This window comes from Streptomyces sp. NBC_01257 (assembly GCF_035917255.1).
GTDB lineage: Bacteria > Actinomycetota > Actinomycetes > Streptomycetales > Streptomycetaceae > Streptomyces.
On sequence record NZ_CP108472.1, the window covers coordinates 472307 to 486590 of the forward strand.

Below are 14284 nucleotides of genomic sequence, written 5' to 3' on the forward strand. Positions count from 1 at the left end.
AGTGGAATCCGACGAAGGACAGGGGCGGGGAGTTGGGCGAGAGCGTGGCGGGACGGCTCTTCTCGGTGCTGGACGCGTTCGAGAGCGGTGGCCCGCCGGCACTGCGGCTCACCGACATCGCGGCCCGCACCGGGCTCCCGGCGCCGACGGCTCTGCGCCTGGTGCGTGAGCTGGTGTCGTGGGGCGGTCTGGAGCGGGGTGCGGACGGCAGGTACCGGCTGGGGCTCCGGCTGCGGGTGCTCGGCGCGGCGGCACCCTGCCCGCGCGGGCTCCTGGACGCGGCGCTCCCGGCACTGCGGGCACTGGCGGCCCGGACCGGCGGTCACGCGGACTTGGCGGTGGTCTCCGACCCGCCGGCCGGAGGGGTGCTGTGCCTGGTGAGCGGGGAGCGGCCGCCGATGCATGCGACGGCGTACGGGAAGGTGCTGCTCGCTGCTCCGCCGGCGGAGCTGCCCCGGCACACCCGGCACACGGTGGTCTCCCCCGGCGTCCTGGCCGGCCAGCTCGCCCGGGTCCGGGCGGCGGGTCTCGCGGTCTGCGCCGAGGAGTTCCGGCTGGGCGAGGTGTCGGTGGCCGCTCCGGTGCGGGGCCCGGTGGGAACGGTGGGCGCGCTGGGCGTCACCGTCTCCATCGGCGTACCGCTGGACCGGGTGGTGGCGGCGGTCCGGGCAGCGGCCGCGCGGGTTCGGCCTCCGGAGCCGCCACCGTCGCCATGACGGTCTCCGGCCATCACGCCTCGGGACACGCCAACGCGCACGTGCTCAGCGGAAGGCGGCGGCGTTCTCCGACACCCACTGCCGGAACGCCCTGGCCGGGGCACCGGTGATCCGGGGCACCGTGTCACGCACCATGAGCAGTTCGTCGTTGAGGTCGCCACCGGTCAGGTCCAGCAGCGCGTCAGCGGCTTCGTCGCCCAGAAAGGCCGCCATCTCGCTGTGGGCCTCCTGCCGGCTGATCTCGGCGAACGGCACCTTCCGCCCCAGAGCGGTGGCGACGGCCTCGGCCTGCTGCCGTGCAGTGATGCGCTCCGGGCCGGTCAGCGCGTACGTACGCCCCCGGTGGCCGGAGCCGGTCAGTGCGACGCGGGCCACCGATGCGATGTCCGCGGGGTGGATCGTGGGGAGACCGACGTCCGCGTAGGGCACGCGGACCGACTCGTGCGCTCGGATCGTTGCCGCCCACCACAGTGCGTTCGAGGCGAACTGTGTCGGCCGCAGGATCGTCCATGCCATGCCGCTGTCCTGCAACAGCTGCTCGACGGCCAGGTTCTCGCCGGCGGGGCCCAGGTGCGGATGGGTCTGGACGGTTATGGACGAGACCAGCACCACGTGTTCCACGCCGGCCCGCCGGGCCGCCTCGATGATCCCGGCGTCCGCCCCCACCCGTGACACGAGAAAGAGGGAGCGAACCCCCTCCAGCGCGGCCTTCAGTGAATTCGCGTCAGCCAAGTCGCCCTCAACGGCCTCCACCCCTTCCGGGAACGCGGCCCGAGCGGTGTCACGGGTGAGGGCCCGCAGCGGTCCGGCGCCGAGCGTCCGGAGCTCACGCACGAGCGCGCTTCCGATGTTCCCGGTGGCTCCGGTTACAAGGATCATGAAGTCTTCTCCAACCATCAGGCGGCGATCGACACGAGACGAAGCTATTTCCTCAACCAGACTTGAGGTCAACAGGCACCGGCCGACAGGCATCGCCAGGAACCGGCAGGGATGGTCCGGATTCAAGGTGATCAAGGCCGATTCCGGGCGTGACGGCGGTCACCCCGGCCCCTTGTCAGCAATCAGGGCGCCGTCTCGTTCAAAGGACACGCGAACGAGACAGGGAGCAACGCCATGAAGCACCGCATCGTCGTACTCGGCGCCGGTTACGCCGGGGCCTTCGCCGCCGGGAGTCTGGCCCGCCGGCTCTCCCCCGCCGACACCGAGATCACCGCGGTCAACGCCTCGCCCGACTTCGTCGAACGGATGCGGCTCCACCAGCTCGCGATCGGCCAGGACCTCACGTTCCGCAGGCTCGCTGACGTATTCGCCGGTACCGGTGTGCGGTTGCGCCTCGCGCGCGTCACCGGCATCGACCTCGAACGCGGGACCGTAGCCATGACCGGTGAGGACGGCGCCGACGAGCTCGGGTACGACACCCTTCTCTACGCTCTCGGCAGCTCCGCGGCCCATCACGGGGTGCCCGGCGTGGCCGAGTACGCCTTCGACGTCACCGGCCGGTCCTCGGCGCTGCGGCTGCGGGAGCGCATGAGCGGTCTGGGCGAGGGCGGCACCGTGCTGGTCGTCGGCGAGGGGCTGACCGGCATCGAGACGGCCACCGAGTTCGCCGAGTCCCGGCCCGATCTCAGGGTCGCACTCGCCGCCCGCGCCGAGCCGGGCGCCTGGCTCTCCCCGAAGGCCCGCCGTCACCTGCGCCGGGCCTTCGACCGGCTGGGTATCACCGTTCACGAGCACACCGGTATCGCAGCCGTCGAACCGGCACGGGTGATCGCCACGGACGGGAGGTCCATTCCGGCCGACGTGACCGTGTGGTCGGCCGGGTTCGCCGTGCACCCCATCGCGGCGGCCGCCGGTCTGGAGGTGGCGGGCACCGGCCGGATTGTGGTCGACCGCACCATGCGCTCCGTCTCGCACCCGGACGTCTACGCCGCCGGGGACAGCGCCCATGCGATCGGCGAGAACGGTAGGCCACTGCCGATGTCCTGCGCCTCGGCCGGCTTCACCACCATGCAGGCGACCGCCGCGATCATCGCGCGCCTGACGGACAGTGAGGTCCCGGCCGTCGGGCTGAAGTACTACGGAAATCACATCAGCCTCGGTCGACGGGACGCCATCTTCCAGATGGTGGACGGGGACGTCCGGTCGAAGTCCTGGTACCTGGGCGGCAGGACCGCCGCGCGGCTCAAGGCGGGCGTGCTCAAGGGGGCCGGGTGGAGCACCGCCCATCCGTCCTTCGGCCTGCCGAAGCGCAAGCAGCGCCTGGCCGCCGCGCCTGATGCGGCCGGTACGAAGGCCGCTGCATAGGGTGATCCGCATGGACGAAGCGGCTGTCGAACGGTTCGAGGCCGGCCGGGGGCGGCTGGCCTCGCTCGCGTACCGCCTGCTCGGCTCGGCCGCCGACGCCGAGGACGCCGTGCAGGACACGTTCCTGCGCTGGCAGGCCGCGGACCGCGGGCGGATCGAGGTACCGGAGGCGTGGCTGGCCACGGTCCTCACCCGTCTCTGCCTCGACCGTCTCCGCTCGGCACAGGCGCGCCACGAGCGAACGGCCGGTGCGTGGCTGCCCGAACCCCTCCTCGACGGCGACCCGATGCTCGGCCCGGCCGACACGTTCGAGCAGCGCGAATCGGTGTCCTTGGCCGTGCTCACCCTCCTGGAGCGCCTCTCGCCCTTCGAGCGGGCTGTCTACGTGCTGCGCGAGGCGTTCTCGTACGGCCACGCCGAGATCGCCGCGATCCTCGGCATCTCCGAGTCGGCGAGCCAGCAGCACCTCCACCGGGCCCGGATCCGGATCTCCGCCGAGCGCCGCCGGGGCGGCGAGACCGACCCCGCGTCCGCGCGCCGGGTCGTCGAGGAGTTCCTCGACGCCGCCGTGTCAGGGCGTACCGAACGGCTGGTGGCACTGCTCACCGACGACGTGACGGTGGTCTCGGACGGCGCCGGGCTGGCCAAGCGGCTGCTGCGGTACAGGACGCGCGAGCGGGTCGCCTCCTATGTGCGGGCCGGCTTCAGGCCCACGCCGGCGAAGCGGCGGCTGGCCGGCGGTCCGGTCGCCATGCATGTCGCGCTGGTCAACGGCTCGGTGTCCGTGCTCACCGTGGTGAACGACCGGGTCGTGGGCGCCGTGGCGTTCGAGGTCAGCGAGGGCAAGGTCGCGTCGCTTCAGGGCATCGCCGCACCGGACCGGCTGGGGCGCCTCAACGACGCCTGGCAGCGGCACGCACCCCAGGAGCCGGTCATCGCCGCGTGGTGACCGGCTCCTGGGAGGAGGCGGCATCCGGTGACCCGGTCCGGGAGACGGAGGCCCGTCCGCCGCCTCACCGCACGCCGGGGCCGACGGCCGTCAGCGGCCCTTGCGCACCCGGGCCGCCGCGCGTGCCTCCGCCGTCTTGCGGGCGTCGGCCGTCTTGCGGGACTCCTTGGGGCGGCCGGGGCGCGTGCCCATGCCGCGGAACGGGGCGTTGCCGCTGCCCTTCCCCTCGATGGGCGGGCGCTTCGCCCCGGTGATGGCGGTCAGCTTCTCCTCGCCGGAGCGCACCTGGGTGACGGTCGGCCGGATCCGCGCGTCGGTCATGATCCGGTTCACGTCCCGCCGCTGGTTCGGGGTGACCAGCGTGACGACGTTCCCGGACTCCCCGGCGCGAGCCGTACGCCCGCCGCGGTGCAGATAGTCCTTCGCGTCGGCCGGCGGATCCACGTTGACGACGAGGTCCAGCGCCTCGATGTGAATGCCCCGTGCCGCGACGTTGGTGGCCACCAGCACGGTGATCTCGCCGTCCTTGAACTGCGCGAGCGTGTGTGTGCGCTGCGGCTGCGACTTCCCGCTGTGCAGGGCGCCGGCCCGTACGCCGCTGGCGCGCAGGTGCCGGGTGAACTGGTCCACTCCGGCCTTGGTGTCCAGGAACATCAGGACCCGGCCGTCCCGCGCGGCGATCTCGGTCGCGGTGGCGTACTTGTCGGCGGGGTGGATGTTCAGTACGTGGTGTTCCATCGTGGCGACCGAGGCCGCCACCCGGTCGAGCGAGACGACGACCGGGTCGTGCAGGTGGTCCTGCACCAGCTGGTCGACGTTGCGGTCGAGCGTGGCCGAGAAGAGCAGCCGCTGCCCGTCGGGGCGGACCTGGCCCAGGATCTCCGAGACCTGCGGCAGGAATCCCAGGTCGCACATCTGGTCCGCTTCGTCCAGCACCGTGATCCGCACCTGCTGCAGTTCGCAGAACCGGCGCGACACGAGGTCGGCGAGGCGCCCCGGCGTCGCCACGACCACTTCGGCACCGGCCCGCAGCGCCGCCGCCTGCCGGTTGATCGCGAGCCCGCCGACCACCGTCGTGAGCCGCATGTTCATCGCCTGTGCGTACGGGCCGAGCGCGGCGCTCACCTGCTGCGCGAGCTCGCGGGTCGGCACCAGAACCAGGGCGAGCGGCCGTTTCGGCTCCGCCCGCATGCCTGCCGTCCGCACCAGCAGCGCGAGCCCGAAGGCAAGCGTCTTGCCGGAGCCGGTCCGCGCGCGGCCGAGGACGTCGCGTCCGGCCAGTGCGCTGGGCAGGGTCGCCGCCTGGATCGGGAAGGGCTCGGTCACGCCGAGGCCGGTCATCGTGGCCACGATTTCCGGCGGCAGCCCGAGTGCGTCGAAGGACTCGGCCGGCGGCAGGCCGGGGGCCGCCGTCTGCGGCGTTGTCGGTTCGCCCTTCGGGGCCGGCGGCTTCGCGTTCATGGGGTAACCCTTCTCGGTCCGGCGCCCCAAACACACCGGGGCCCGTACCCCTCGGTACGGGCCCCAACGGTTTTGAAGCGTGTTCCCAGTTTACCAGTGAGTGTCCGGCGCCCTCGGGTCCCGTAGGCGCGTTCGCCGACGTCACCGGCGCCGGTATCCGGCCCGGGCAGCGGCGGCACACGCCGAGAGGGCGACTCGCTGCGTGCTCACACCGTCATGAGCTTGCCGCGCTTGAGCCGGATCACCTCGTCGGAGGCGTCGGCCACCTGCCGCGAATGCGTCACCACGATCACGCACTTGCCGTCGTCGTGCGCCAGCTTCCGGAACACCTCGATGATCCCCTCGGCGGTGTCCTGGTCGAGGCTGCCGGTGGGTTCGTCGGCGAACAGGATGTCCACTTCGCAGGCGAGCGCGCGGGCGATGGCGACGCGCTGCTGCTGGCCGCCGGAGAGCTCGGGTGTCGGCCGGTGCCGGTCGCCCTCGTCCACGCCGAGCAGGCCGAGGAGTTCGGTGGCTCGCTGCTTCCTGTTGCGGCCCTTCACTCCGGTGATCTCCATGGCCGACGTGATGTTCTGGACGGCCGTCATGTACGTGAGCAGGTTCAGCGACTGGAAGACCGTGGACACGTGGCGGTTGCGGTACCGGCCGAGGCCGATGGCGGAGACGTCCTCGCCCTTGAAGCGGACGGTGCCCGTCGTGGGCGAATCGAGGCCGCTCGCGAGCGAGAGGAGCGTGGTCTTGCCGCTGCCGGAGGGGCCTATGACGGAGTACATCCGGCCCTGTTCGAAGGAGTGGTTGACGTCCTTGAGAACGGTGCGGCGGCTGTTGCCGTACGGGTAGGTGCGGCTCAGGCCGGTGAGCCGGAGGATCGGGGTGGTCACGTCACTCGCCCTTCGTGAGGATGTCGCGCGGGTTGAGGCGGAGGATCCGGATGCCGGGGACGACCGTCGCCAGGGCCGCGATGCCGAGGCCGGTGGCTCCGATCGCGCCGATGTCGCCCGCACCGAGCTCGATGTCGATCGAGTCGATGGGCTCGGCCCCGGGGGTGTCCTCCTTGTTCGCGCCGCCGGTGGGATCGGCGAGGTCCGGCTGTGGGCCTTGGCCGGCGGCGGCGTCCTCGGCGGAGGACACCTGTCCTGCGAGCAGTTGGTCGCCGACGGCCTGGGCGATGAACTGGCTGCCTGCGGCGGCGAAGCCGGTCGCCAGGACGGCGCAGGCGACCACTTCCACCAGGTGCTGGCCCAGCAGCTTGGGCTTCTTCTCGCCGAGGGAGAGCAGGATGCCCATCTCCTTGCGGCGTTCGCGCATGTTCGAGGCGATGATCAGCGCGAGGATGACCGTGCCCGCGACGGCGACGAGCCAGACCGTGAGGGAAGCGAAGTCCGCGGTCTTGGTGATCGGGCCGACCAGGGTCCTGTACTGCTTGTCGTTGACGCTCAGCGGGAAGACCGTCAGATCGGCTCCGGCTGCCTTCGCGTCCTTCTTGAGCCGGTCCAGATCGCCGGGGTCGCGCAGGGTGAAGGTGGCGGACTTGACCACACCGCCGCCGGCGTCGAGCTTCTTGCCGTCGAGGCGGGTGGCGCCGTCCGGGGTGACGTAGATCTGGTTCGACGGCGCCTGTATCGGCGGTACGTACGTACCGGGGTCGGCCGTGCTGTTCCGGTAGATTCCGCCGACGACGAATGCGGTTTCCTTGGTGCTGAGGCGGCCGTCGGGATTCTGGATATTGGCGTTGAGTCTGATTCTGTCGCCGACCTCGAGGTGGTTGTCCTTGGCCACCCGTTCCTCGATGACGACCATGTCGCTCGCGCTGTCGGACGTTATCCCGGTGCCGGAGACGAGCTTCGAGTCGCCGTTGCGGAAGTCCTTGACCGATTCCAGGTCACGGACACCGTCGGCCTTGAAGAAGTCCACACCCCCGGTGTCCTGGCCGGTCGGCGCGGGAACCGGCTGGTGGAGCCCGACCTGGTCGGTGGGGGCCGCGACCCCGTCCTTCGTGTAGTTGCACTGCGCCACGACGGACGACTCACAGATCCTGTCGACGAGGCTGCGGGGCAGGTCGGCGTCGGCGCCGATCATCCCGGGCCGGCCGCCGTCGCCCTCCGCGCCCTTCCCCGAGGCCAGGTAGGCGTCGAGATCGAGTTGCATCGTCGCCACCGCGCCCACGCTGTTCTTGGCCGAGTCCGCGGCGCGGGCCGCGGCGGACCGGATCAGGAAGCCGGACAGGACCAGGGTGCAGATGACGAAGAACAGACCGATGAGCATCACGGTTTTGCCCGGATGGCTTCGCAGCCGCCACCAGGCCCGTTTGAACAGATTCATGATTCTCACGCTAGGAGGACGGAGTTTTGAGTGGCGTTTGCGCGCGGCGTTCCCACTGGACGTCTCATACGCGGATCAAAGGCGCCGTTTGATAGGACGGAACCGGTACGTGTCGGCAGGGCGACCGCGTGCCGGGAACGGACGTCGGAGCAATGAGAAGCAGAGGTTGGCGCGCGTGCGTGTGCTGGTGGTCGAGGACGAGCGGTACATGGCACGGATCCTCGAGATCGGGCTGCGCAGGGAGGCGATCGCGGTCGATGTGGTGCACGACGGAGCGCGTGCCCTGGAGCAGCTCACGGTGTACGACTACGACGCGGTGGTCCTCGACCGGGACCTGCCCGGGGTCCACGGCGACGAGGTGTGCCGCCGGATCGTCGAGATGGGTCTGGACTGCCGCGTCCTCATGCTGACCGCGGCCTCACGCCTCGGCGACAAGGTCGAGGGCCTCGGTCTCGGAGCCGACGACTACCTGGCGAAGCCCTTCGACTTCCCGGAGCTGGTCGCCCGGCTGCGGGCGCTGTACCGCCGCAGCCCCATGGCCCACGCGCCGGTCCTCGCCTTCTCCGACGTACGGCTCGACACCCATCGCCGGCGCGTCACCCGCGCGGGCACCGAGGTACGGCTCACCCCGAAGGAACTCGCCGTCCTGGAGCTGCTGATGCGCGCCGACGGAGGGGTGCTGAGCGCCGAGTACCTCCTGGACAAGGCCTGGGACGTGAACACCGACCCCTTCACCAACGCGGTACGCCTGGTGGTGCACACCCTGCGCAAGAAGCTCGGCGAACCACAGCTGGTCCACACGTCCATCGGCGCGGGCTACTACCTGGGGACCGCATGAGACGGCCCGGACGCGGGCCGCGGACGCTGAGCATCCACACCCGGCTGTTCCTCGGCTTCGGGTCCGCCCTCGGGGTGTGCGCCACGCTGATGGTCACGATCATCTACGTCGGCATGCGCTTCCTGCCCACGTACGACTTCAGTGAGACCGTGGTCGTCCCGGACGCCTCGTCCTGGCCCCCGTTCCCCGCCCCGACCATCGAGCCACCTGTCGCGGCCAGTCCCGCCCCGGGACTCGTGCCGGGGCGCAGGGCCGAGCACCTGGGCAGCATCTCCAGCAAGGAGGACGTCTGGAACACGGTTCTGCTGGTGTCCACCGGCGGGGTGCTCCTGGTGATGGTTCTCGGCCTCGGTGCCGGCTGGCTGCTCTCCAGACGGCTGCTCGCCCCCCTGCACACCATCAGCGAGGCCGCGGCCAAGGCGGCGGACGGCAACCTGACCGAACGCATCGACGCCCAGGGCCCCGAGGACGAACTCAGGCAGCTGGCCGACACCTTCGACACCATGCTGGCCCGCCTGGAGCAGTCCTTCACCGCACACCAGCGGTTCGCCGCGAACGCCTCCCACGAACTGCTCACTCCCCTGGCCACCACCCGGGCCGCCCTCCAGCTCGCCGCCGACGACCCCACGGGCGCGGAGCTCGCCGAACTCGCTCCGATGCTCCGGGAGACGAACGAGCGCAACATCAGCGTCGTACGGGCCCTGCTCGACCTCGCCGGAGCCGATCAGGTCGCCTTCGACCCCGCCCCGGTCGACCTCTCCGACCTCGCGGAACGGTCTGCCGCCACCCGGTCCGGGCAGGCGGCCGCGAACGGGGTCCGGCTCGACGTGGACACCGAATCCGGCTGTGCGGTCGCGGGCAACGCCACCCTGCTCAGGCAGCTGCTCCTCAACCTCCTCGACAACGCCCTCACCCACAACATCCACCGGGAGGGCCGCGTCCACCTCGCCGTGTTCCGGGACGGCGCGAAGACGGTGGTGGAGGTCGAGAACACCGGCCCGCAGCTCGTCGACACCGTGGTCGAGCGGCTCTTCGAACCCTTCTACCGGTCACACTCCCGCGTGGGCAGCGACCGTGCGGGCCACGGCCTGGGCCTGGCGATCGTCCGCTCGATCACCACCGCCCACCACGGCACGGTCACCGCGGCCGCGAACCCCGCGGGCGGGCTCACCGTGCGGGTCGAGTTCCCGGCACCGCACCGCATCACGGAGGGCCCCGCCGCCACGCCCTGAGGACTGGACCGCCAGGAACTGCGGGACAGCCCTCAGTCTCCGGCTTCGCCCGGATCTCCGGCGTCGCGGTGTCCCCGGCGGGCGTCGCGGTCGAAGATGCCCATGATCTCGCAGGGGCCGCCATCGGCGCCGATCGCGTGCGGCATCATCGTCGGGAACTCCGCGGCCTGGTTGGTCTCCACCCGAACACGGCGGTGGCCCAGCATCAGGACAGCGGTGCCGGAGAGCACGACGAGCCATTCGCGGCCCGGGTGGGCGCGCATCCGCGCGGGGTTGTCCGGCGGCGGCCCGGTCATCCGCTGTCGCATGACGGTCATGCCGGGATCGCCCCTCATCGGCCAGCGCATCAGACCGTGAGCGGTGTCGATCATGGGGCTGATGACGACGTCGTCGGCGGCGTTCTCGACGAGCTGGTCGAGGGTGGTGTCCAGGGCGCGGGCGAGGGTGACGAGCTGGTCCAGCGCCAGGCGGCGCCGGCCGTTCTCGATGCGGCTCAGCGAGGACTGGCTGAGGTTGGCGCGGGTGGCCAGTTCTTCCAGGGACCAGCCCTGTGCGACGCGCAGGGCACGGATGCGTTTGCGCACGAGGCTGTCCAGCGCTCCATCTTCTTGCGTCATACGCAAGAGTGTATGCCTTTCATGCAATCCGGACTTAGCGTCGACGGCAGACGGCCTGGACCGGACCGCGCGCAACAGGACCCGCGGCGCGCGCCGCACACTGCCGCTCCTGAAACCGGCATCCGCATCGGCCTTCGCATCCCGGCGTCCGGGCAGTGCCCGACGGCCGGCCCGTCATGCCCTTCGAGAGGAATCCATGAGTACGAACCAGCCCGCACAGGTGGCCTCAGCCGGGGCCGGTGGTGAGGGCGCCGGACCGGACGCGCGCCGGCTGCGCACCATCCTGATCGCCGTCTCCATCGCTCTGATGGCCGTCATCGCCTCGGTGTCCGGGCTGAACGTCGCCCAGACACACATGGCCGTCGAGTTCGGCGCCTCGCAGAACACCGTTCTGTGGATCATCAACATCTACACGCTGGCCCTGGCCGCGCTCCTCCTGCCCCTCGGTGCGATCGGTGACCGCTTGGGCCGCAAGCCCATGCTGATCGCCGGCCTGGGCGTCTTCGGTGCGGCCAACGTCGTGGCGGGCCTCGCACCGACCGCCGAAGTCATGATCGCGGCCCGGGTGGCCGCCGGTGCCGGCGCCGCGATGATCATGCCCATCACGCTCGCCGTCATCACCGCCACCTTCCCCGAGGAGCAGCGCGGCAAGGCGATCGGAGTGTGGACCGGCGTCGCCGGAGGCGGCGGCATCCTGGGCATGTTCCTCTCCGCGCTCCTCGTCGATGTCGCGGACTGGCGCCTGCTGTTCGTGCTGCCCGTGGCCCTGGTCGTCGTGGCCCTGGGCATGACCCTGAGGTCGGTGCCCAACTCCCGGGAGCGCTCGGCCCATCCGTTCGACATCGTCGGCGCGCTGGTCTCGACGGTCGCCGTGATCGGCCTCATCTTCGTCCTGCAGGAGGGCCCCGAGCGCGGCTGGACCGCACCCGTGACGCTGGGCAGCCTGGGCGTCGGCATCGTCGCGGGCATCGGCTTCGTGGCCTGGGAGCTGCGCCGCCGGGACGCCTCACTGCTTGACGTGCGCTTGTTCCGCGAGCGCGGCCTGCGCGGCGGCTCGCTGACACTCCTTGTCGTCTTCGGTGTCCAGGCGGGCATCGCCGTGGTCATGTTCCCGTTCTTCCAGGCGGTGCTCGGCTGGTCGGGCCTGCTGTCCACGGTGGCGATGATGCCCATGGCCGTTGCGATGATGCTGACTTCCGGGCTGGCCCCCGGACTTGCCGCCCGCATCGGCTCCCGCCCGACCATGGCCGTGGGCATCGCCCTGGCCGGCTCGGGTCTGGCACTGATGGCGCTGTTCGTCTCCGTGGACGGCGGCTACCTGACCGTCCTGCCGGGCATGCTCGCCATGGGCATCGGCATGGGCCTGTCGATGACGCCCTCCACCGAGGCCATCACCGGCTCCCTGCCGCGCGGGAAGCAGGGCGTCGCCTCCGCACTCAATGACGTGACCCGGGAGTTCGGCACCGCGCTCGGCGTCGCCCTGCTGGGTGCGCTCCTGTCGGCGGGCTACCGCGGCGCCATCGACGACAGGCTGGACGGCGTCCCCCGGGGGGCAGCGGACTCCGCCCGCGAAGGCATCGCCAACGCGGTCGAGGCCGCGAGCGGCACCGGAGCACACGACCGGCAGATCGTCCACGCCGCCCAGCAGTCATTCGTCGACGGCTGGCAGCAGGCCATGTGGGCGGGCGTCGCGGTCATGGCGGCACTGTTGGTCTGCATCGCGCTCCGTGGCCCGAAGAGCCCCACCCCCGCCGAAGTGGCCGAGCCCGGGGCCGAGCAGGTCCACGGGGCTCGTCCTGCTGATGAGGAAGTGTGCTGACCCAGCCGATGCCGTGTGCCACGCGTACGGTCGTCGGGCCGCAGGAGCAGAGGGAGCTCTGCCCGTCGATGGCCGAGCATGCGGGCCGTCCGGTGGCGGCGGTGCTGCGACAACTGTCCGCGGACGACGGGCCGGTGCTGGTCCACTGCGCGTCGGTCAAGGACCGGACCGGTGTCGTGGTCGCCCTCGTGCCGACGCCGTTGGGGGCGTCCGAGGCGGAGACGGTGGCGGACTTCGTGCCGGCGCGCCTCCGGGCGCTGGGCGCCACGTAACGAGACCTCTCGGCGCTGCCCGGTGGATGAAGGGGCTGCGCCGCCGGGCCGTCGGAGCGTGCTCCGACGGCCCGGGTCGCTCAGGGGGTCAGGCAGACGTGATGTTCTCTGCCTGCGGGCCCTTCTGGCCCTGCGTGATGTCGAAGGTCACGGCCTGACCCTCCTGGAGCTCACGGAAGCCGGTTGCGTTGATGTTGGAGTAGTGCGCGAAGACGTCCGGCCCGCCGCCGTCCTGCTGGATGAAACCGAAACCCTTTTCGGCGTTGAACCACTTGACGGTTCCGCTGGCCATGCCGGTGCCTCTCAGTCGATTCAAGGATCCGTACCACACGGACCCATGGATGCCCTGGCCCCACACAGCACATCGCCCGCGCCACAGCGCGGGCAACCGAGGGACCACGGCATCTGGAAAAGACGCTACATGGCGAAGCCCGCCGCCACCAGAGACCCAGGCATCGTTCCCCGGGTCCAACGCCACGAGTCACCGCAACAGCGTCCGGAAGCGGGTCGGCCGGCGCCCTCGGTTCTCGGCCGGCAAGGGCACCGAGACCCGGACGCGGGCGAGTTGCCGCTCACCCGACGGACTTCAGGCCACGAGCAGGCGGAGGCCGAGATCGGCCGCGTCGAGGCCGCCGAGGTCGCTGTTGCGCTCGGCCCACCGGCCGGATCCGAGGTCGTCGCGGAGGTTTCGCACCGCCCGCTGCTCGGCCTCCGGACCGACCCTCGTCCACACGGACATCGCACGGCGGACCCGATCCTCCAGATACGCCTCCGGCCGGCGCCAGTACGCCTCGAACAGGCCGTCGGCGCAGTCCCACGGAATCGGCACCGGCTCCGCGCGGGCGCCGATCGCGCCGGCCATCCCGCCCAGTGAGGGAAACCCCGCGAGGACGTCGGCGAACTCGGGCAGGTAGTCGCGGGTCAGCCAGAACCGGTCCTGCCATCCGGGCTCGTCGGTGTCGAACGTGAGCACCACCACGCGACGGGCCACACGTCGCATCTCGCACAGCCCCGCTGTCGGGTCCTCCCAGTGGTGAACGGTGGAGACGGCCATCGCTGCGTCGAAGGACCGGTCCTCGAACGGCAGGTTCTCCGCGGCGGCGGCCACGCACGGCGCCGAGCCGGCAGGCCGCTGCCCTCGCATGACCGCCGACGGCTCCACCGCGGTCACGGCACGGTCGGCGGGCTCGTAGGAGCCGGTGCCCGCACCGACGTTCAGTACCGTCCGCGCGTCCCCGAGCGCGTCCCAGATCTGCGCGGCGACCCGCGGCTCGGTGCGCCGCGTCGCGGTGTACGCACCGCCGATCGCGTCGTACAACCGTGCGCCGAGCATCTCCAGTTGCTCCTCCGGTGTCACTGTCAGCCCTCTCTCCCGTGCCTTGAGCTCTCTGTCGATGGCCGCCACCATGGCGTCGGCGCTATCACGCCGCTCCACCTGCAGGCCACGCAGCCTGCGCAGGTGCGCGATCGCGTCCGCCGAGGGGTCGTCGACCAGCTCCGCGATCTCCCGCAGCCCGAAACCGAGCCGCCGGTAGCCCAGCACCTCCCTCAGCCGCTCCACATCGCCCGCCGCATAGGCCCGGTACCCGGACCCGGTCCGTGCCGACGGACGTACGAGCCCGATCTCGTCGTAGTGATGCAGCGTGCGGACGCTCACACCTGCCAGCTCGGCCACACGCCCCACGGTCCAGTGATCCTCCATGGCACCGACTGTGCGGCCTGACGCCACGTGAGGGTCAAGAGCCGGACTCACA

At 71.3% G+C, this 14284-nt stretch carries 14 protein-coding genes; 7 read left to right on the top strand and 7 right to left on the bottom strand.

From position 1 onward, the window contains the following. Positions 1–32: 32 nt before the first annotated feature. Positions 33–716, top strand: coding sequence for an IclR family transcriptional regulator (locus OG408_RS02065; RefSeq protein WP_285563959.1), 684 nt, complete (start codon positions 33–35; stop codon positions 714–716). A 45-nt stretch (positions 717–761) separates the two neighbouring features. Here OG408_RS02065 and OG408_RS02070 read toward each other — a convergent pair whose 3' ends face one another. Then, entirely contained in the window at positions 762–1595 is an 834-nt protein-coding gene (locus OG408_RS02070; protein WP_326667773.1) for an NAD(P)H-binding protein, read from the bottom strand. A gap of 234 nt (positions 1596–1829) precedes the next feature. Here OG408_RS02070 and OG408_RS02075 point away from each other — a divergent pair, with 234 nt between their 5' ends. Further along, positions 1830–3020 (top strand): NAD(P)/FAD-dependent oxidoreductase, encoded by a 1191-nt coding sequence (locus OG408_RS02075; RefSeq protein ID WP_285563960.1) that lies wholly within the window; start codon positions 1830–1832, stop codon positions 3018–3020. 10 nt (positions 3021–3030) lie between these two features. Next, positions 3031–3969 (top strand): sigma-70 family RNA polymerase sigma factor, encoded by a 939-nt coding sequence (locus OG408_RS02080; RefSeq protein ID WP_326667776.1) that lies wholly within the window; start codon positions 3031–3033, stop codon positions 3967–3969. Between the two features lie 90 nt (positions 3970–4059). On the opposite strand, the gene OG408_RS02085 is transcribed toward OG408_RS02080, so the two are convergent. The 3 genes from OG408_RS02085 to OG408_RS02095 form a co-directional block, all read right to left on the bottom strand. Beyond that, the gene (locus tag OG408_RS02085; protein WP_266787511.1) at positions 4060–5430 is read right to left on the bottom strand and encodes a DEAD/DEAH box helicase; all 1371 of its coding nucleotides are present in this window, start codon (positions 5428–5430) and stop codon (positions 4060–4062) included. 206 nt (positions 5431–5636) lie between these two features. Next, positions 5637–6311: an ABC transporter ATP-binding protein gene (locus OG408_RS02090; RefSeq protein ID WP_326667780.1), complete on the bottom strand. Its 675-nt coding sequence runs from the start codon at positions 6309–6311 to the stop codon at positions 5637–5639. Position 6312: 1 nt separating this feature from the next. Beyond that, on the bottom strand, positions 6313–7752 hold the full coding sequence (locus tag OG408_RS02095) for an ABC transporter permease (RefSeq protein ID WP_326667782.1): 1440 nt from the start codon (positions 7750–7752) through the stop codon (positions 6313–6315). Between the two features lie 175 nt (positions 7753–7927). Here OG408_RS02095 and OG408_RS02100 point away from each other — a divergent pair, with 175 nt between their 5' ends. Further along, positions 7928–8590 (top strand): response regulator transcription factor, encoded by a 663-nt coding sequence (locus OG408_RS02100; RefSeq protein WP_326667784.1) that lies wholly within the window; start codon positions 7928–7930, stop codon positions 8588–8590. Beyond that, complete coding sequence (locus OG408_RS02105) at positions 8587–9822, top strand: sensor histidine kinase (protein ID WP_326667786.1); 1236 nt, start codon at positions 8587–8589, stop codon at positions 9820–9822. Before OG408_RS02100 ends, OG408_RS02105 begins: the two co-directional genes overlap by 4 nt. Positions 9823–9854: 32 nt before the next feature. On the opposite strand, the gene OG408_RS02110 is transcribed toward OG408_RS02105, so the two are convergent. Continuing rightward, a complete protein-coding gene (locus OG408_RS02110; protein ID WP_266787500.1) occupies positions 9855–10439 on the bottom strand; it encodes a helix-turn-helix transcriptional regulator in 585 nt (194 codons plus the stop codon). A gap of 196 nt (positions 10440–10635) precedes the next feature. Here OG408_RS02110 and OG408_RS02115 point away from each other — a divergent pair, with 196 nt between their 5' ends. After that, on the top strand, positions 10636–12258 hold the full coding sequence (locus OG408_RS02115) for an MFS transporter (RefSeq protein WP_326667790.1): 1623 nt from the start codon (positions 10636–10638) through the stop codon (positions 12256–12258). An 8-nt stretch (positions 12259–12266) separates the two neighbouring features. Then, positions 12267–12530 carry a tyrosine-protein phosphatase gene (locus tag OG408_RS02120; protein WP_285564119.1) on the top strand — a complete coding sequence of 88 codons (264 nt, stop codon included), beginning with the start codon at positions 12267–12269 and terminating at the stop codon, positions 12528–12530. Between the two features lie 88 nt (positions 12531–12618). Here OG408_RS02120 and OG408_RS02125 read toward each other — a convergent pair whose 3' ends face one another. Continuing rightward, positions 12619–12822, bottom strand: coding sequence for a cold-shock protein (locus OG408_RS02125; protein ID WP_136326921.1), 204 nt, complete (start codon positions 12820–12822; stop codon positions 12619–12621). A 294-nt stretch (positions 12823–13116) separates the two neighbouring features. Continuing rightward, positions 13117–14232: a MerR family transcriptional regulator gene (locus tag OG408_RS02130; RefSeq protein WP_326667791.1), complete on the bottom strand. Its 1116-nt coding sequence runs from the start codon at positions 14230–14232 to the stop codon at positions 13117–13119. Positions 14233–14284: the final 52 nt, after the last annotated feature.

What these genes read in the sequence shown, in the direction of transcription:
- OG408_RS02105 (WP_326667786.1), top strand. Translation starts at nt 8,587, where the DNA reads ATGAGACGGCCCGGACGCGGGCCGCGGACGCTGAGCATCCACACCCGG.
- OG408_RS02110 (WP_266787500.1), bottom strand. Translation starts at nt 10,439, where the DNA reads ATGACGCAAGAAGATGGAGCGCTGGACAGCCTCGTGCGCAAACGCATC.
- OG408_RS02070 (WP_326667773.1), bottom strand. Translation starts at nt 1,595, where the DNA reads ATGATCCTTGTAACCGGAGCCACCGGGAACATCGGAAGCGCGCTCGTG.
- OG408_RS02080 (WP_326667776.1), top strand. Translation starts at nt 3,031, where the DNA reads ATGGACGAAGCGGCTGTCGAACGGTTCGAGGCCGGCCGGGGGCGGCTG.
- OG408_RS02120 (WP_285564119.1), top strand. Translation starts at nt 12,267, where the DNA reads ATGCCGTGTGCCACGCGTACGGTCGTCGGGCCGCAGGAGCAGAGGGAG.
- OG408_RS02115 (WP_326667790.1), top strand. Translation starts at nt 10,636, where the DNA reads ATGAGTACGAACCAGCCCGCACAGGTGGCCTCAGCCGGGGCCGGTGGT.
- OG408_RS02095 (WP_326667782.1), bottom strand. Translation starts at nt 7,752, where the DNA reads ATGAATCTGTTCAAACGGGCCTGGTGGCGGCTGCGAAGCCATCCGGGC.
- OG408_RS02075 (WP_285563960.1), top strand. Translation starts at nt 1,830, where the DNA reads ATGAAGCACCGCATCGTCGTACTCGGCGCCGGTTACGCCGGGGCCTTC.
- OG408_RS02130 (WP_326667791.1), bottom strand. Translation starts at nt 14,232, where the DNA reads ATGGAGGATCACTGGACCGTGGGGCGTGTGGCCGAGCTGGCAGGTGTG.
- OG408_RS02085 (WP_266787511.1), bottom strand. Translation starts at nt 5,430, where the DNA reads ATGAACGCGAAGCCGCCGGCCCCGAAGGGCGAACCGACAACGCCGCAG.
- OG408_RS02125 (WP_136326921.1), bottom strand. Translation starts at nt 12,822, where the DNA reads ATGGCCAGCGGAACCGTCAAGTGGTTCAACGCCGAAAAGGGTTTCGGT.